The 18,740-nt window shown below is 48.8% G+C and carries 12 protein-coding genes and 1 tRNA gene; 6 read left to right on the top strand and 7 right to left on the bottom strand.

All coding sequences use genetic code 11. The annotated features are described in order from the left end of the window. Positions 1 to 66: 66 nt before the first annotated feature. The 3 genes from rseP to ACFQRK_RS01785 form a co-directional block, all read right to left on the bottom strand. Complete coding sequence (gene rseP / locus ACFQRK_RS01795; RefSeq protein WP_379003018.1) at positions 67 to 1,395, bottom strand: RIP metalloprotease RseP; 1,329 nt, start codon at positions 1,393 to 1,395, stop codon at positions 67 to 69. A gap of 5 nt (positions 1,396 to 1,400) precedes the next feature. After that, positions 1,401 to 2,582, bottom strand: coding sequence for a 1-deoxy-D-xylulose-5-phosphate reductoisomerase (locus ACFQRK_RS01790; RefSeq protein ID WP_379004640.1), 1,182 nt, complete (start codon positions 2,580 to 2,582; stop codon positions 1,401 to 1,403). 67 nt (positions 2,583 to 2,649) lie between these two features. Continuing rightward, positions 2,650 to 3,435 carry a beta-carotene 15,15'-monooxygenase gene (locus tag ACFQRK_RS01785; protein ID WP_379003016.1) on the bottom strand — a complete coding sequence of 262 codons (786 nt, stop codon included), beginning with the start codon at positions 3,433 to 3,435 and terminating at the stop codon, positions 2,650 to 2,652. Between the two features lie 233 nt (positions 3,436 to 3,668). On the opposite strand from ACFQRK_RS01785, the gene ACFQRK_RS01780 reads away from it, so the two are divergent. The 6 genes from ACFQRK_RS01780 to ACFQRK_RS01755 are packed head-to-tail and all read left to right on the top strand — an operon-like array spanning position 3,669 to position 15,530. Continuing rightward, positions 3,669 to 6,713: a SusC/RagA family TonB-linked outer membrane protein gene (locus tag ACFQRK_RS01780; protein ID WP_379003014.1), complete on the top strand. Its 3,045-nt coding sequence runs from the start codon at positions 3,669 to 3,671 to the stop codon at positions 6,711 to 6,713. Between the two features lie 12 nt (positions 6,714 to 6,725). Beyond that, a complete protein-coding gene (locus ACFQRK_RS01775) occupies positions 6,726 to 8,264 on the top strand; it encodes a RagB/SusD family nutrient uptake outer membrane protein (protein WP_379003012.1) in 1,539 nt (512 codons plus the stop codon). Between the two features lie 20 nt (positions 8,265 to 8,284). Further along, positions 8,285 to 11,071, top strand: a complete 2,787-nt coding sequence (locus tag ACFQRK_RS01770; RefSeq protein ID WP_379003011.1) for a family 78 glycoside hydrolase catalytic domain — start codon at positions 8,285 to 8,287, stop codon at positions 11,069 to 11,071. 21 nt (positions 11,072 to 11,092) lie between these two features. After that, positions 11,093 to 13,120 carry a family 20 glycosylhydrolase gene (locus ACFQRK_RS01765; RefSeq protein ID WP_379003009.1) on the top strand — a complete coding sequence of 676 codons (2,028 nt, stop codon included), beginning with the start codon at positions 11,093 to 11,095 and terminating at the stop codon, positions 13,118 to 13,120. A gap of 55 nt (positions 13,121 to 13,175) precedes the next feature. Continuing rightward, on the top strand, positions 13,176 to 14,600 hold the full coding sequence (locus ACFQRK_RS01760) for an arabinose isomerase (protein WP_379003007.1): 1,425 nt from the start codon (positions 13,176 to 13,178) through the stop codon (positions 14,598 to 14,600). Between the two features lie 12 nt (positions 14,601 to 14,612). Beyond that, positions 14,613 to 15,530, top strand: coding sequence for a helix-turn-helix domain-containing protein (locus ACFQRK_RS01755; RefSeq protein WP_379003005.1), 918 nt, complete (start codon positions 14,613 to 14,615; stop codon positions 15,528 to 15,530). Positions 15,531 to 15,615: 85 nt separating this feature from the next. Here ACFQRK_RS01755 and ACFQRK_RS01750 read toward each other — a convergent pair. The 4 genes from ACFQRK_RS01750 to ACFQRK_RS01735 all read right to left on the bottom strand — a co-directional run bounded on the left by ACFQRK_RS01750 (position 15,616) and on the right by ACFQRK_RS01735 (position 18,711). Then, positions 15,616 to 15,689: transfer RNA gene (locus ACFQRK_RS01750), tRNA-Ala, on the bottom strand. A 59-nt stretch (positions 15,690 to 15,748) separates the two neighbouring features. Next, a complete protein-coding gene (locus tag ACFQRK_RS01745) occupies positions 15,749 to 16,024 on the bottom strand; it encodes a transposase (protein WP_379003003.1) in 276 nt (91 codons plus the stop codon). Positions 16,025 to 16,157: 133 nt separating this feature from the next. Further along, complete coding sequence (locus ACFQRK_RS01740) at positions 16,158 to 16,817, bottom strand: response regulator (RefSeq protein WP_379003002.1); 660 nt, start codon at positions 16,815 to 16,817, stop codon at positions 16,158 to 16,160. Next, positions 16,795 to 18,711, bottom strand: a complete 1,917-nt coding sequence (locus ACFQRK_RS01735) for a 7TM-DISM domain-containing protein (protein ID WP_379003000.1) — start codon at positions 18,709 to 18,711, stop codon at positions 16,795 to 16,797. The genes ACFQRK_RS01740 and ACFQRK_RS01735 overlap by 23 nt, the downstream gene beginning before the upstream one ends. Positions 18,712 to 18,740 lie beyond the last annotated feature (29 nt).

The raw sequence follows: 18,740 nt of genomic DNA, 5'->3' as shown, positions 1-18,740 counted from the left end.
TCTGCGATTTTGCCACTCCCTGCGGACCACTTTGGCCATCCGCGAATAGGCAAATTGGCAAAAAGCCTACTTATTTACAATTTTCATAATGTCATTACCGAAGACAAACACCATCAACGCCAGTAGAATAAAGAAGCCGGCGATTTGAGCCTTTTCCAAAAATTTGTCGCTCAACGGCTTACCTTGTATCATTTCCACCAGCAAGAACAATACGTGTCCGCCGTCAAGCGCCGGAATCGGCAGGAAATTCATCAACGCCAACGCCATCGATAACAGTCCCACCAGCGTCCAGAATTTCACCCAATTTACCTCCGAACCAAACATAGTCGCAATGCGCACCGGACCCGAAATTGCCTTATCCGCCCGGAGTTCGCCCGTCGCGATCTTGCCCAATCCCTTAGCGTTGTCAATAAGTGTACCCCAAGCCTTGGCCGAGCCGATCGGGAGGGATTCAAACAACCCATAATGGGTAGTTACATAGGGAAAATCCATGTCGGGATGGATGTTGAAGCCTAAGGTCCCTTCTTGGGGAACAGTAGCGTATATCGTAGTGGTATCGCCGCCACGCCATACACTCAGTGTTATCTCATTACCGGTGTTGGTGCTGATTTGCTCCCTTACCTGATCCCAAAAAGGAACGGGGGTATGATTGATGGCAAGAATGCTATCACCCGAGCGCATTCCAGCCTTCTCGGCCGCACTTCCTGCAACCACTGAGTCAACAGCCATCGTTCGCGATCGAAGTCCAACAAATTCATTACGATCGTGATCCGCTACATCGTTCAGAATGTCTCCGGGTACTTCGATAGACAGCGTCTGTCCATCACGCTCTACCGTAAGGGTGGTGTTGCCCATCAATACCTTAGAACTTAGGAGATCTTCAAATCGCAATACTGGCGTTCCATCAATCTCCGTGATGCGGTCACCAGCCTGTAATCCGATTTTCTGACCGATAATGCCCGGAGCGACCCCATTTTCCAACCGGGTATTATCTACGTAAGTTTCCCCGTATTTATACGTCAGCATCCAAAAGATGAACATTCCCAGGATAATGTTGACGATGATTCCTCCCATCATTACGATGAGGCGTTGCCAAGCGGGCTTTGAGCGGAATTCCCACGGTTGAGGCTCCCCTTTAAGCTGCTCTGTATCCATGGACTCGTCGATCATTCCCGCAATCTTTACGTACCCACCCAACGGAAGCCAACCGATGCCATACTCACATTCTTTATATTTGAACTTAAACAGCTTGATTCCCCAAGCATCAAAAAACAAATAGAATTTTTCAACCTTAATCCCAAAAGCACGGGCCGCCAAAAAGTGACCGAACTCGTGCAGTACCACTAAAATGGACAAGCCCAATAACACTTGTCCGATCATTATCAATACACCCATTTAATTTATTTTGCTACTTGATATATTTTTTTGCTTTTTGTGACTAGTTCTCTCGCGACTTCACGACTAATCCGATCGGTTTCCGTATAGCTGTCCAATGATGGCGCCGCATGGTACGCTACCGTTTGCATGGTCTCTTCAATGATATCACTCATTTGCAAAAACCCAACCTCGCTTTTCAAAAATGCTGCCACGACTACCTCGTTGGCAGCATTAAGGATACACGGCATGTTGCCTTTTGCTTCCAATGCTTCGAACGCCAGGGCCAAATTACGGAAGGTATCCCGATCGGCTTGTTCAAACGTTAAATCGGGAAAATCCATGAAATTGAATCGCTTTAGGCTATTTTTTATCCGCGAAGGATAGGTGAGCGCATACTGAATAGGCAATTTCATGTCGGGTAGCCCGAGTTGCGCTTTGATGCTGCCGTCTTCAAACTGAACCAGGGAATGCACGATGGATTGGGGATGAACAATTACGTCAATTTGACGCATTTCCAATCCAAACAGCCATTTTGCCTCGATGACCTCCAAGCCCTTGTTCATCAACGTTGCAGAATCCACCGTGATCTTTGCCCCCATTACCCAATTGGGATGACGCAGTGCCTGTTCGGGCCCTACCGCGGCTAAATACTCCTTACTTCTTCCTCGAAAAGGACCACCGGATGCAGTAAGGTAAATCTTTTCGATACGATTCTCACTTTCACCTGCCAGACACTGAAAGATGGCAGAATGTTCCGAATCAACAGGTAATAGCTTAACGCCGTTTCTGCGTACGAGATCCATCACCAGCTCGCCAGCAACAACAAGCGTTTCCTTATTAGCCAATGCTACGTCCTTGCCTGCGTTAATGGCTGCCACCGTAGGTCGCAGTCCTACTGAACCGACCAAAGCGTTTAATACCAGATCGATCGCGGGATCACTGGCAGCCTCTTCAAGTGCAGCGTGGCCTGCCAATACCCGTATCGGGACACCTGAAAGCGCCTCTTTTACCTCGGCATATTTTCCTTCATCGGCAATAACTACCGTATGCGGATGAAACTCCAACGCCTGCTGAACCAATAATTTGGCATTCGTTGCTGCGGTGATTACCTGTATATCGAATCTCCCCGGATGTGCACGGGCCACATCCAACGCCTGCGTGCCTATGCTCCCTGTGGAACCTAATATGGCTATCTGCTTCTTTATCAAAACAATCCTATAACTTCACAATATTACTATCACATCCTGCCGGCTCCGTTCCTTATGCGCTACTTCACAAAATATTCTTCATCAACTCAGGATCATCCCCGCCCCGGTAGTCAACCATCATATTGCGATAAGCTACCGCGACTACCACACTGGATAACGGTCCGACCAAAAACGAATTGATCAAACTCAACACGGTTGACACCATTGGATACCCTGCATAGTTGAAATATAAGTATAAAAGGTGCAAAATGGCAAAAAATGCCAAGATGAGCAACAGTTTGGTCACATTTCCCTTGGTAAGCGCGAAACTGAGCCGGATAGCCCGGAACGGCTCCGCATGCCGATCGATGATGAAAAAAGGGTAAAACGCAACGCGAAGCAGAAAAATAAAGATGACTATCGCGGAAACAATACGGGCAATATTAACCATAAGTGAAACTTCAATCCGGGCATAAACCAAGGGAAATGCCAAAACAGAAATCACCAAATAAAATACCAGGGCAAGCAGCGCAATGCTGAACATCCCCGTAAAAAAAAACAGCAGTTCTTTGGTACTGGGTATGGTTTCGGTAAACTGGATTTTTTCCTTGTGATCAATTAACGTAAAAATATACTTGAACAGCGTAAGTTGGGTGCCGAAATACAAGATGGCAAAAAGGAAAGCCATGAACACGCTTAGAAAAGTATTAACCTCGCTGAAGTAAAAGGCCAGGATACCCGAGGTATTGGATGTAAGAAATAGTAAGAAACACAGCCCGGCAATTGAAAAATAATGTTGCCTAAGCAGATCCCACGATCTGTTGATCACTTCATTAACCGCAAATGTACTGTCTTTTAAAAATTGAATCATCGGATCGGCCAATTATCAAGGCAAAGGTGGGATAAAGTTTTTTATTTTTAAAATAACTTCACGCTAACATTACCAATACCGTGCTGCCTGTTCCAAAAACGATAAAGGAAGTACCATTTTGCGCATGGTATCCTCGGCTCAACCAATGTACCTTGCAACCCGTTTATTTTATTTAACCAACACCCATAAAAACGAATTATGAAAAAGTTGTATCTGTCTAATCAATTTAACCAATGAAGACGAAATTAGTGTATATATTTTTAACCGTATTTGTGCTGGGCGCAAATGCGGCCCCTCCCATCAGCGGACGGATTACAGATACCGATGGGCTTCCGCTTATCGGCGCTACCGTCGAAATCAAGGGCACTACCTCGGCCACAAAAACCGACGAAAATGGGAATTTCTCGCTGGATGTATCCTCTGGCCAAACGCTGGTTGTCTCGTTCATCGGCTATCAAAGTCGGGAAGTCCAAGTAGAAGACCTCTCAGCTCCCCTAACCATCCAATTGATCGCGGATGACGCACTGCTCGACGAGGTCGTGGTAGTGAGCTACGGCACCCAGAAAAAAAGAGAAATAACAGGGGCCATTTCAGATATCGATGCCGATAAGCTGAAAGATCAACCGGTAGGTCAGCTACTGAACAAGCTTCAGGGTAGGTTGGCTGGTGTCCAGATCAGCCAGACAAGCGGTACCCCAGGACAGGGCATGTCCATCAAGATACGTGGAGCAGCTTCAATTGGCGCCGGCAATAATCCGCTGTATGTCATTGATGGGGTTCCCATCGTCGGCGGTGCGTTCGGAATCGGCAACATCAATCCTAACGAAATCGAAAACATAAGCGTATTGAAAGATGCCTCTGCGGCTTCACTGTACGGCTCCCGGGCGGCAAACGGAGTAGTTTTGATCACGACAAAAAAAGCGAAGGCCGGACAAACCAACGTTACGTTGAGTGCGTTGTACGGGCTTACCAACGTTCCTCAAAAAGGGCGGCCCGAATTGATGAATGCTGAGGAATGGGTCCAGTTCCAAAAGGAAATCTATGAAGATAAGGCGCGATATGAAGGTTATGAAGACGGCGTACCCGAAATGTACCAAGATCCATCTGCCTATCGAAACAAAAGCACCGACTGGTACGATGCATTGCTCAGGCCAGGCAGGTCGTCGGACTATAGCCTTTCCATCGCCACGAACAAAGACAAATTCAGTTCTACATTAACAGCCGGATACTTCAAGCAGGACGGCGTCCTGCTGAACACCGACTACTCGCGCTTTTCCTTACGGTCCAACAACGAATACAACGTAAATGACCACATTAAAATCGGCACCAACATTTCGGCTACGCGCCAAAGCTTCCAAAGCTTCAACACCGACGGTGGTTACCAAATCCTTTTCTCAGCGTTTGTGACACCTCCTATTTTCTCGCCTTTCGATACCGATGAAACTGGCAACATCAAAACGAGTTTCTCCGCACCCGGAATACTTACGCAGCCCAACTGGTACCGTACGTTGACAGAACGTATCGAGCGCACTCACACGAATGGGTTGCTGACCAACAGTTATCTAGCGGTTACCTTCCTCAAGGATTTCAGGTTTAAGTCGACCTTCGGAGTCGAACTCGAAGACTGGCGGAATCGATCGTGGCGACCTTCAACGGCATCAGGCGATGTTTTCACCCCACCACCAACGCCGGGTGCAGCGGGTTACAACACGACTTCGGATATTTCGTGGGTTTGGGAAAACAACGTTACGTACAGTAAAACCTTTGCTGAAGACCATCAGGTGGAAGTATTGGTAGGTTATTCGGCTCAACGGTTTAGGAGAGAATACAACGAAGCCGGCGGTTCGAATTTTTCGGACGACCTGATTCCATGGATCAGCGGCGGGCTGCCTGAATTCCGTACGGCAAACAGCGGCACGACACAATGGTCGCTATTGGGAGAATACGCACGGTTGAATTACAATTTCCAAGGAAAGTATCTGCTTAACGCCGCGATTCGACGTGACGGATCATCACGGTTTGGAGTCGATGACCGGTGGGGCAGCTTCCCCTCCCTTTCTCTCGGATGGATTGTAACCGAGGAGAAATTTGCACAAAACTGGGGGGTATTCGATTATTTGAAACTCCGTGCTGGTTACGGTGTGACGGGTAATTTCAATATCGGCGATTTCCTTCAGTATCCTAACATTGGGCAGGATAACTATCCAATAAACCAGCAGATCACCATCGGCCGACCCATCGCAGCGCTGGGTAACTCGTTGCTCACATGGGAAACTACCAAGGGTAGCAATCTTGGCGCTGACCTTGGATTTTTCAACGACCGGATTGCGTTCAGTTTTGACTACTACGACAAAGTCACAGAGGGACTTTTGTACAACCTCGAAGTACCCGCTTCTTCAGGATTTGGCAGTGTAATGTCAAACATCGGCAAATTTAAGCTTTGGGGATACGAATTTGCACTCACCACGCAGAACCTACAAGGGAAATTGAACTGGACTACGGACATCAACGTATCGATCAACCGCACGAAGGTGATTCAATTGGGTGCCAACAATACACCGATTGGCGGTATAAACGAATACGGAGATAGCTGGAAAACGGAAATCGGCCGACCCATGGGGCAATTTTGGGGTTATGTTTACGATGGCATCTATATGACGGAAGAAGAATTCGAATCGCAGCCCAGGGGAATAAATTCCATGGTCGGAACCGTACGCTTCAAAGACATTAATGGCGACGGGGTCATCAATGCCGACGACCGGACGTACATTGGCAATCCCAATCCTAAGTTTGTCTTCGGAATCAACAATACATTGACTTATAAGAATTTCGATTTTAATATCGTCGCAACCGGTGCGGTTGGAGGTGACATCTTTGACGGTAAAGCCGAGTGGTTAGAACTGATAGACGGTTTGTTCAACACCTATAGCTATGTAAAAGATCGGTGGCGCTCACCTGAAAATCCGGGAGCGGGTATCATCGGACGTACTTCGCCGGGATCGACAACAGGTGAACACCGCAAAGACAACAGTCGGTACGTTCATGACGGCACGTATCTGACGATCAAAAACATCGCACTGGGATATACCTATCCACAGCCCTTTAAATCCATTGGCAGCATCAGGGCCTTTCTTAGCATTCAGCAAGCGTTCGTATTCAGCAGCTATGCAAATCCCGAAGTGAGTGCCAATGGGCTCAACGGACTCAGCGAGGGTAAGGACGCCGCAGCCTATCCAATCCCCCGAATATTTAGTTTGGGCATAAATGTTAACTTTTAAACAATCACAACGATGAAGAAATTAGTTATATTAGTCGCTGCCATTTTTTCGCTGGGGTCGTGCTCAGAAAGTTTTCTTGATAATGTCCCAGAAGATATTTTGACCGCCGGCAATTTCTTTAAAACAGAAAGCGACTTTCAGCAGGCGCTGATTGCGACGTATGGAGCTGTTCGGACGGCCGGCGATCTGAACTCTTGGGTAATGGGCGAAATGCGTTCAGACAATACACATTACGATATTAATCGCGGCGCGGATGCGAGTATCGGCACGATGGCAAGATTGGCAGTTGCGGATTTTCTGGATGACGATGACAATGGCGTCACCAATTCGAAATACGATGGTTCTTATGTGGGAATCTCGCGTGCAAACACAATATTAGACAGGATCAATGACATAGAAATGGATGCCGGGAGAAAAGACCAGATTATCGCTGAAGCAAAGTTTCTGCGGGCTTTTTTTTATTTTGAGCTTGCGCGTTATTACGGCGGCGTACCCCTGTACATACATGAGGTAAACAACGCCGAAGAAGCATCCTTGAAACGAGCAACCGTGGAAGAAGTGTATGCCCAAATCATTGCAGACGCTACGGAAGCGGCCGCGATCCTGCCGCCCAAAGCACAGGAGCTGGGCAGGGCATCCCAGGCTGCTGCGCAAATGCTCCTAGGATATGTCTACCTTACGCAAAAAAACTACCCCGCTGCCGAGGAGGTTCTCCGAGCAGTTACGGGCTACGGATATTCCCTGTTGGCCGACTATCGTTCCATATTCGACCCAAAGAATAAGACCAACAATGAATTGATCTTTGAAGTACAGTATCAAGATGGTCCGAACGGGATACCCAGTGATTTTATCTATCGGTTCCTACCGATGACGGACGACGCATCGATCGTGACAGGCTTTGCGATCAAAAACATTACGAGCGGATTGAACGTGCCGACGCAAGATCTACTCGAACAATACGAGGAAGGCGATACGAGACTGGAGGCATCCGTAGCCATTGCGGAAGGGACAGGCGAAACGGGATCCAGTTTCATTATTGAATCGATCAAAAGTCCGGTTAACTATGTTGCCCCCGCCGGTAAGCGGGGCAAGCCTTTCATTCACAAATATTCATGGCCCCATGCCATCGTGCAGGAAACGAACAGCAATTGGCCCATTTATCGGTATGCGGATGCATTGTTGCTCCTTGCCGAAGCATTGAACGAACAAGGGGGTGCAAAATCCGCCGAGGCGCTGACATACTTAAACGAGGTGCGGCACCGGGCATTTAATGGCGGAGGGACGATCGCGACCACCGACCAGGGAGCGCTTCGGGAAATCATTGCACACGAACGCAGAATCGAACTGGCGTTTGAAAACAAAAGATGGCTCGACCTGGTCCGGACCGGACAGGCCATTGATGTCATGACCGCTCACGGCGCTGAAATCAAAACGATCGATCGCGGCGTAAATCCGAACGCCTACAACGTAACCGCAACCAGGTTAATCTTTCCGATACCCCGGAGGGAAATACAGGTTGGCGGACTTGAACAGAATCCGGGGTATGATTAATTATTGGAAAGCAATAAAGTATGGATTTTAAAAAGCGATTCGGTTTTATTCCTTTGGTTATTTTTATACTGGCTCACAGTCCGATCTGCAACGCATCCGACGAAAAGCTGACGCTCACCAATCTCAGGTGCGATGACAGGATGAACCCCTTGGGCGTCGAATCCGAACATCCAAGGCTGAGCTGGATCATTCAAGCAGCGTATAGCGATGTCAAACAGACGGCTTATCGGATCCTCGTCTCAGACGATCCCGAGATGCTGAGCAAAGGAAAAGGAAACATCTGGGATACCGGAAAAATAAACGCCAGTACATCTATCCAGGTACCCTATGCCGGCAGCAAGCTTGCACCGGCAAAAAAATACTACTGGCAGGTAAAAATCTGGGACAACCATGGACAAGTTTCCGACTGGAGCGAGCCGGCAAGCTGGCAAATGGGACTGCTTGCAACGTCCGGTTGGATGGGTGCCCAGTGGATCGGCTACGACGAGTTGCCCGAATCCGACCGGATCGTTCCTGCTGCGCATGGCGGTGGAAAACCCGAATGGGGCACACTCCGGGATACCCTGCCCATCCTGAGGCGCAGATTTACCGTGGAAAAGCCTTTAAAACAGGCAACCATCTACATCTCCGGATTAGGGCATTTCGACCTGCATGTGAATGGAAAGAAAGTCGGCGACCATTTCCTGGATCCGGGCTGGACAAACTATGATAAGGCGGCACAATACGTCACATTCGATGTCACCGAGCAGCTAAATGGGGGTGCCAATGCGCTGGGCGTAATGCTTGGAAATGGCTTCTATCATGTTCCTGCTGAGCGGTACCGCAAGCTGACAGGTACATTTGGCCATCCGAAAATGATCTGTAGATTATTGCTTGAATATGCGGACGGAACGGTGGCCAACGTCATCAGTGACGGTTCGTGGAAAGCCGCCCCCGGCCCTATCCTGTTTTCGAGCATTTTCGGTGGCGAAGATTACGATGCGCGGCTTGAACAGCCGGGATGGGATACACCCTCGTTTGACGATGGGGCGTGGAAAGAGGCCATACGAGTGGATGGCCCGCTAAAGCTGATCTGCCAGTCGGCTGAACCGCTGAAAGTGATGGATACCTTTACCCCTACACGGATAAACCGATTGGGTCCGGCCAAGTGGGTGTACGACCTCGGACAGAATTTCTCCGGCATACCGGCTATATCGGTTAGCGGAAAAAGAGGAGACATGGTACGGATCATACCGGGTGAAATCCTCGATTCCACCGCAGCTGTCAGCCAACGGCCATCGGGCGGTCCCTCCTACTTCACGTACATTCTGGATGGTGAGGGCACAGAAAACTGGCAACCCCAGTTCACCTACTATGGATTCAGGTACCTACAAATCGAGGGAGCCGTTCCTGAAGGTGAACCAAACCCCGAAGGCCTGCCTGTGCTTACACGGGTAAATGGGTTGCATACGCGCAATGCGGCACAAACGGTGGGGGAATTCCATTGTTCCAATGCGCTTTTCAACGACATATTCCAACTGATCGATTGGTCGATCAAAAGCAATATGGCTAGCGTGTTGACGGATTGTCCCCACAGGGAAAAGCTCGGGTGGCTGGAAGTAGCGCACCTCCTCGGTGGTTCCATCCGCTACAATTATGATATCGCCACGTTTTACCGGAAGATCGTCCGGGATATGCAGCGGTCGCAGACCGATGCGGGCTTGGTACCCAACATCGCCCCGGAATGGGTCCAATTTGATCCGGATTTCCGGGACTCGCCCGAATGGGGAAGCAGCAGCGTGCTCCTGCCCTGGTACCTTTATCAATGGTACGGCGACAAAGAAATCGTCCGAGAAAGCTACCCCATGATGAAGCGATATGTCGATTACTTGGGTTCAAAAGCCGAAAATCACGTGGTATCACACGGGTTGGGCGATTGGTTTGACATCGGCGAAAACGGTTCCGGATCGGGTTATTCGCTAAATACGCCACAAGGAATAACCGGCACAGCCATCTATTACCATGACCTGACCGTCATGCAACGTGTGGCAGCTTTGCTGGGATACACTGGCGATTCGGCTCGGTACGGACAGCTTCGTGAGCGGGTAAAAACTGCTTTCAACAAGGTCTTTTTCAATGAAGAAACGAAGCAATATGGCACGGGAAGCCAAGCAGCCAATGCCATGGCGGTGTACATGGAGCTGGTCGACCCGCAGCATAAGGCCACCGTGGTCGAAAACATCGTCAAGGACATCCGCAACCGAAACAACAAACTCACTTCCGGCGAAGTGGGATTCCGCCACCTGGTGGATGTGCTGGAAGCTGAAAATAGATCCGATGTATTATTCGATATGAATAACCGATCCGACGTGCCGGGTTACGGATATCAGATCGCCCACGGTGCTACCACCTTGATGGAAGATTGGACCGCGATTAAAACGCTCGGCAACAACCATTGCATGCTGGGGCACCTGATGAAATGGTTTTACAGCGGACTTGCCGGAATCCGCCCCGCCGAAAATTCCGTGGCTTTTGATCACATCGTGATCTGCCCGGAGCCGGTGGGCGATGTCTCATCGACAACTGCTAGTTACCATTCACCGTATGGCTTGATCCGTAGCGTCTGGAACAGAAATGGCGATACGTTTGAACTCGACGTGACAATTCCGCCAAATACAGACGCCGTGGTGTATATACCGGCTGGTGCTGGAGCAAAAATTCTACAAAACGGCAAACGTGTCGACCCGCACCGGGTAACAACCGACGGGCACGGAAGGCAAGCCATTTCCATTGGTTCAGGAACGTACAAATTCCTGGTAACAGAATAATTGATCTCAAAACACTAACAGATGAAACCTGACTTCAGCTGGATGGTAGGACTTATTTTCCTCGCTTTCCATGTAGCATGTACCGGCCCGACAGAGACCGGCAGCTCTAAGGCATCCCTCATCCCGAAGCCGCAATCCGTAGAATGGTCGGACGAAACGTTCGACCTCGGCCAATGCACCGCCATTGCGGTGGAGACGCCCGTACTGGAGGAAGAGGGGGTCCGTCTGCAGCGGATGCTCGAAGAAATGGGGCACACGATAGCACTTACCGACTCCGAACTGCCGGAAAACTATACCATTGCGCTCCGCCTGGATTCGGTCGAAGCACAACACCTTCCGGCGGAAGCGTACCGCCTCCAGGTGAAAACCAATAGGATCGACCTTATCGCCAATACCCCGCATGGTATCTTCAATGGGCTGCAGACACTCGCGCAGCTGATTACAGACGGGAAATTCGTGCAGGGTTGCGATATCAATGATTTCCCCGCATATCAATGGCGGGGCTATATGGTCGATGTGGGGCGAAACTACCAATCCATCGAATTGCTAAAGCAACAAATCGACCAGATGGCCCGGTACAAGTTGAACGTATTTCACTTCCACCTGACCGAAGACGTTGCCTGGCGACTACAGATTGACCAGTACCCGCAACTCACCGACGGGGCGCACATGACACGGAACAAAGGAATGTTCTATAGCATTGAGCAGCTCAAGGAACTGATCGAATACTGCAAAGAACAATACATCACTCTGGTACCTGAAATCGATATGCCCGGACATAGTGCGGCGTTTACGAGGGCCATGGGTGTAAACATGCAGTCGGAAAAAGGTTTTGAAATCGTCAAAAACATCGTTGAGGAGGTATGCGAGACATACGATGTCCCCTATCTCCATATTGGCGCTGATGAGGTAAGAATTACCAATCAACAGTTTTTGCCGGAAATAACGGCCCTCATCCAGCGGCATGGAAAGACGGTGATTGGCTGGGCTCCGGGAGGCAACTACAGCGCACAGACCATCCACCAACTCTGGAAGGAAGAGGGCGACCAAACCGTTACCGACCGCACCCGCTTTATCGACTCAAAATTCTTATATATCAGCGATTTCGACCCGATGAACAGTGTAGTCACCATTTTCAACCGGCAACTCGGAGGGAAACCGCACGGTGATTCGACTTTATTAGGTGCTGAATTTTGCCTATGGGCAGATCGGCGGGCAAAGGATGAAGCCGCCCTGATGAACATGAACCCGGTGTACCCGGCCATGCTCGCCTTTTCCGAACGGAGCTGGCAAGGCGGCGGGTATCCCGGTGTGGTATTCAGCATCGGTCCAGATTCATCCGAACGGGCCACCGCGTTCGCCGATTTCGAGCAACGGCTATTAGCACATAAAGAAAAGTATTTTAGCGAGCTACCGTTCAATTATGTGAAGCAGACCCATATCAAATGGAAGCTGTTCGGCCCGTTTGAAAACCAAGGAAACCTGTCTGCAGCCTACTGGCCGGAACAGGCAGACGTGGCACCCGAGGATTCGGCGGCAGCGGTCACCGCCACGGGCGGCACGGTCTGGCTTTGGCATACCCATGGTCCTCCGGTACAAGCTTGGCTACCTTCACCCAAAGAAAACACCACATGGTATGCTTATACACGATTTTGGAGCGATGCTGATACCACAACGGCCCTATGGGTAGATTCTAAAGATCAATCCAAATCGGGTGCCGATGCCACGCCTCCGAAAGGCGAATGGGACTATATGAAAAGCAAAATATGGCTTAATGGCAACCTTATTCCACCGCCGGAGTGGTCATTCCCGGGTAGGCCATCCGGGCAATTGGAAGATCCATTGGCCGACGAAGGATTCTACTACCGGCCACCGGTGTCGGTAAGCGTCCAAAAAGGCTGGAATACAGTACTCATGAAACTGCCCATGGGATCGTTCGATCCTCTTTTGGATTGGCAAGTTCCTCCGAAGTGGATGTTCACCTTCGTGCCCGTACATAAGGGAAAAGGCATCAACTACGTTGCAAATGACATTAAATTCGAACCCTAAGGTGGCGATAAGCCAAATACACACAGATATTTTAAACCAGCAAGAAGCATTATAGATGAGCGAAAAAACAGCGAAGATCGGGTTATTTGGAATAGGGCTTGACACCTATTGGCCTCAGTTTCCGGAACTGAAGGAACGCCTTGAAGGATATCTTTCGGAGATAGCCGCAAAGCTCACCTCCTTTCAATCGGAGGTGGTCAACGTAGGACTGGTGGACACCGTAGACAAGGCCTTTGACGCCGGCAGCACATTTAGACGGGAAGAGGTCAGCCTAATTTTTTTGTATGCATCTACTTACGCTTTATCCTCCACCGTCTTTCCGGTTGTGCGCCAGGCCAACGTGCCTGTGGTTATCCTCAATTTGACCCCCGAGGCCGCAATCGACTACAGCGCATTTAATGCCATGGGCGACCGGACAAAAATGACGGGGGAATGGCTGGCTTACTGCTCCGCGTGTCCGGTACCGGAAATAGCCAGTGTGTTTAACCGCACAGGCATTGCTTTTTATGAGGTAACCGGTATGTTACACGACGAGGCCTGCTGGAATGAAGTGCGCGAATGGGTGGAGGCAGCGAATGTAGCGCACATCCTCTCTCGAAACCGATTGGGTTGTATAGGGCACTATTACAGCGGCATGCTCGATATCTATTCGGACCTAACCCAACAATACGCTTATTTCGGTGGACACATCGAAATCATTGAGGTGGATGAACTCTCCGCACTGCGCAGGAATGTATCGACCACGGAGATCACTGATCGGGTAGCACACTTCTACGAGTGCTTCGATGTGCAACCCGACTGCGTCAAGGAAGAACTTGAACGGGCTGCGCGGACATCCGTCGCGCTCGATAAACTCGCAGACCAGTACCGATTAGGCTCAATGGCGTATTACTACAAAGGCACCGGGACCGAAAATGCCGACACGATGAGTTCCATTATCCTTGGCACTTCGCTCCTCACGGCACGGAACATCCCGGTTGCCGGCGAGTATGAGATCAAAAATGCCCAAGCCATGAAGATATTGGACAGCTTTGGCGCCGGAGGGTCATTTACCGAATACTACGCGGTTGATTTCAATGACGACATCGTACTGATGGGTCACGATGGGCCGGGACACATTTCCATCGCAGAAGGAAAGACAAAGGTGCGACCGCTGTACGTATATCATGGAAAGGTAGGCAAAGGTCTATCCGTTGAAATGTCGGTCAAGAACGGACCCGTGACGCTGCTGGCCGTGGTCCAGCGCAAATCGGGCGAGCTAAGCCTGCTGATCGCCGAGGCAGAATCAGTTGCCGGACCGATATTGGAAATTGGCAACACCAACAGCCGTTATCGATTTCCCATCGGCGCAAGAAACTTTATCAAGAGCTGGAACAGGCATGGACCTGCCCACCATTGTGCCGTTGCGGTAGGTCATATAGCGGCCAAAATCGAAAAACTTGGCCATCTACTGGGCATGGAAACGGTGATAGTTTGTTAACTTGTAGGTAATATGGACCCCTATCGCAAATATTTCAGCACCAAGCAATTGAAAGAGCTGGTCGAAATGCAGCCGAATTGGGGGGTCAATGTCCTGAATGTCGGCCATAATATACATCCCGCATTCAAAAATTATCCAGATAAAGATCATCCCAATCATTACTTCTTTGACTGGAAAAAAGGAAGAATCCTCCATGAATACCAACTGGTATTCATCGCTAAAGGTCGCGGCACATTTGAAACGGAGCATATCGGGGAGGTCCCCATCAATCCGGGCTCCGTTTTCTTGCTTTTTCCCAATACCTGGCATACGTTTAAACCCCTGACAGATTCCGGCTGGGAGGAATACTGGGTGGGATTTAATGGTCCCTATGCGGAATATCTCATGCAGCAGGAATGCTTTAACCCGCGTTTTCCGCTGATTCACATGGGATTCAATACCGAGTTTCTGGATATTTTCACCCGTCTGCTGGAGACCATGAAAGGCGAAGGTGTTGCCTTCTGCCAGATTGCTTCCTGCCAGACTGTCCAGCTGCTTAGTTTAACCTACGCCGCAGCCTTGCTCAAAGCATCTCCACAGAACCGAAAAGAACACATTATCAATAACATCCGTTTCAAAATGCACGATGCCCTAGACAAGCATATAAACCTGGACGAATTGGCCGCAGACCACAACGTGAGCTATACGTGGTTCCGGAAGGCATTTAAAGAAGTTATCGGTGTCCCGCCCGGCCAATACCTCCTTAATCTCAAATTGGAAAAAACATGCAAACTACTTAAAGAAACAGATCTTACTATCGCAGAAATCGCATTCGCTGCAGGCTTTATGTCCGAATATCACTTTTCAAGGATATTCAAGAAGAAGATGAATATTTCCCCCTCGCTTTACAAGAAAGAGAGCAAATCTGATAGAATCTCGCATCCGCTTTAAGTTACATCGATTGTTTGCGGGGAGCCCGCAAAATAGTCCCCTTTAAATAAAAAAAGCGACTTCAAAAAAGTCGCCTTATGTCCTGTGGAGGATACCGGATTCGAACCGGTGACCTCTTGCATGCCATGCAAGCGCTCTAGCCAGCTGAGCTAAACCCCCGTTTTTCGGATTGCAAACATAGAGAAAATAGATTTCACTTGCAAGCGCCAAAACAAAATTTACGATTGTTGAAAATTAGACAGCAACAGATCGACGATGGCTCTATTATTCGATTCCAATGCAAGATTTCGCTGTCTGAGACGGTCATTTTCCGCTTCCAATTCATCCAATCGTCTCCGTCCATCCTCACGCATTTTCAGGTATTTTTTTTTCCACTGGTAAAATGTATTACGGTGAATGTTCAATTCTCTGCAAATATCACTTACTCGCTTCCCGTCAGCCGATGCACGGAGTGCTTTTAGCATCGCGGCCTCTTTGATTCTAGTTTTATTCATGGCGATGTCGTACCTCAAAATTGAATGTGCAGATAGCAAGGGTCACTATACCGCGTCATTCGATACAAAGTAAGAAAAAAACTACCACCGGAACAATACCTATTTGTGTGTATTTTCTGGCATCGGTTCAATTCTAAATCTCCACATGTTGCTGGGCAAAGACAAACAAACCATTGTTCCCTTTGATATCCAGCTTTACGCAAATGTTCCTTCGATGCGTTTCAATAGTAAATGGACTCACAAAAAGCTGGTCAGCTATTTCCTGCGTGGTTTTATTTTGCCTCACCAACCGGATAATTTCCACTTCGCGTTTAGTGAGGTTATATTTTTGCCGAATGTCTTTCTGTCCGTTTTCGTCGTCGGTCGAAGGTCGATTCACATAGGTCATAAAAAAATGCCCGCCACTATAGATTTGCTCAATCGCCTGTACAAGAACCGTGGCGTCTGAATCTTTCGGTATAAAGCCCGCTACCCCCGTTTCTTGTAGCGACTCTTGCAGCGAAGCCGTATAGTACATAGAGACAACCAATATTTTCAAACCCGGATACATCGCCAAGGCTTTGGTTGCTGCCTGCTGGCCGTCGATCTTGGGCATATTTAAATCCATGACAACCACGTCAGGTCTATGATACTGAAGCCATTGAAGTGCCTCACGACCGTCGCGCGCCGTATGACATACTGCAAAACGGGGATGGTTGCCCAGGATGGATCGTAGGCCATCGATGAAAAGTTGATGGTCATCGACCAGCAAAAGGTTGATCTTTTGGGCATCAATTGGTTGCGTCTCTATCATTTTGAAAGGGGATCTCTATCGTAATGGTTGTTCCGTTTTGGTTGGTATCAATCGTGTAGCGTCCACCTAAATACTGGATACGTGAAGACACGTTTTTAAGTCCGATACCGCTGGACGTTTCATAGCCCTCAAACCCGATACCGTTGTCCTCCACCGTAATAACGAGTTCCTGCGTGGTCTCAACCAATTGGATGGTAGCCTGCGTTGCACAAGAATGCTTCACGACGTTATTGATAAGTTCGTTGACAACGCGATAGATGGACAATTCAATTTCGGGATTCCCCCGCCGCGTATATTGATACACAAATTCAAAGTTGACCGCACTCACACGATTGAGGATAGAAATCCGCTCCTGTATCGTTCCGATGAGCCCGTTCTCCATAAAGAACTTGGGCTTGAGGCTATGCGATATTTCGCGGAGATCGTCGCAAGCCCGACTGATGAGTTGTATCGTTTCGTTGTAAACGATGCGTTCTTCGGGACGTAAAAGATCTAACTTTTTCTGAAAGTCGGTCGCTTTTAGCCGGATGACAGAAAGTGTGCCGCCCAAGTCATCGTGCAGGTCTTTTGCCAGCCGGTCACGTTCATCTTCCTGCGCCTGAAAAACCTGTCGGACAGCTTGCAACTTAATGTGGTCATTCTCTTTTTTTAATTGTGCTTTCTCACGCTTCAGGAAGTTGTAGCGCTGTGTAAATGCGAATGACAAAATGATTACTTCCGCCGCAAATCCAACGATCACCCCGTTAGGCTTGAACAATTGTGCCCCCACCACGCCCATGACCTGTAAGACATAGTTCGTGCCGCCGATGATCAGTGGCAATACGGCCAACAAATAATAATAGCCAAGTACAAAACCGTTCTTAATGCGCTCGATGGTGCAAACCACAATAACGAGTAAGGAAACCAGTGCCTGTATATTGGCGAAAAAGAAAATCGCTTTTTCCAACCGGATGTCAATGGGAAACAGCAGTGCAAAAAAAGGAACGGTCCCCATTGCATAGAGCAGATACGCATAGTACTTGGTAAAGCGATAAAGCTTGCTGTTCGCCGCAGTTTGGTTGGTAAATAATTGCATTACCTGAATTAACAGGGCACAACTCAAGATGCCGCAGGTAGCCTTTACGTAATCGTGAAATCTCCCCAGATCGTGAAACAACCACTCCTTCGTCAATCCCACCTCGTCGAGCACCAAGGTGACCGAACAAAAAATATACAACGAATAGTATAAATGAATGCGATCGCCAACCGACAGGAACATCAGGACATTAAAGAACAAGGCAAATGCAAAGATCCCGGCATAGAAGCTAAATACTGTATATATCTGAATATCGTCCTGTAAGATGGCTTCTCGTTTACCCAATCTGGTTTTGATAATAAAGTTCTGCCCGCGTTTATCGACTTTGAATAGCAGCACAGAAGTTTCATGTCCCTGTAGCCGGATCGGAAAAAGAAACTCCCACACCGGCCAGGGACGCTGGGCAAACGGAAGGCGATCGCCGGTCCTGCTCACTAACCTGAGTGAGCTATCTGCCATATGGTATTGGTATAATTCCAACACGTTAATGCTCGGACTGGGAACTGACAGAAATAAGTCTACATAATCGGGAAGCGTATTTTCCAGGTCGATAACCAGCCAATAGTACGAATCGGTATAGCCAAAGCTGATATACTCGTCGCCATTAATAGGGATAAACTGCCCGCGCTTTTTACGGGCCAGCACCTCTTCGGGCGTAGCATTCAGCGTACTGTCCTCGTAATAGGCAACGTATCCGTTAAGGGTATAGGTCGCTGCCGAATCAATCAATACCGGCTTGATTTCATCCGCACGGACTCCTGATGCCGTCCAGGCACAACACATCGACAATAGCAAACCATAATAGATACCCTTGTGCATCAGTGGCTGAAATAACGTAACCTTTCGGA

This window comes from Parapedobacter sp. GCM10030251 (assembly GCF_042666505.1).
Taxonomy (GTDB): Bacteria; Bacteroidota; Bacteroidia; order Sphingobacteriales; family Sphingobacteriaceae; genus Parapedobacter.
Note: the sequence above shows the minus strand (reverse complement) of the source record. Positions and strands in the feature narration are given on the sequence as shown.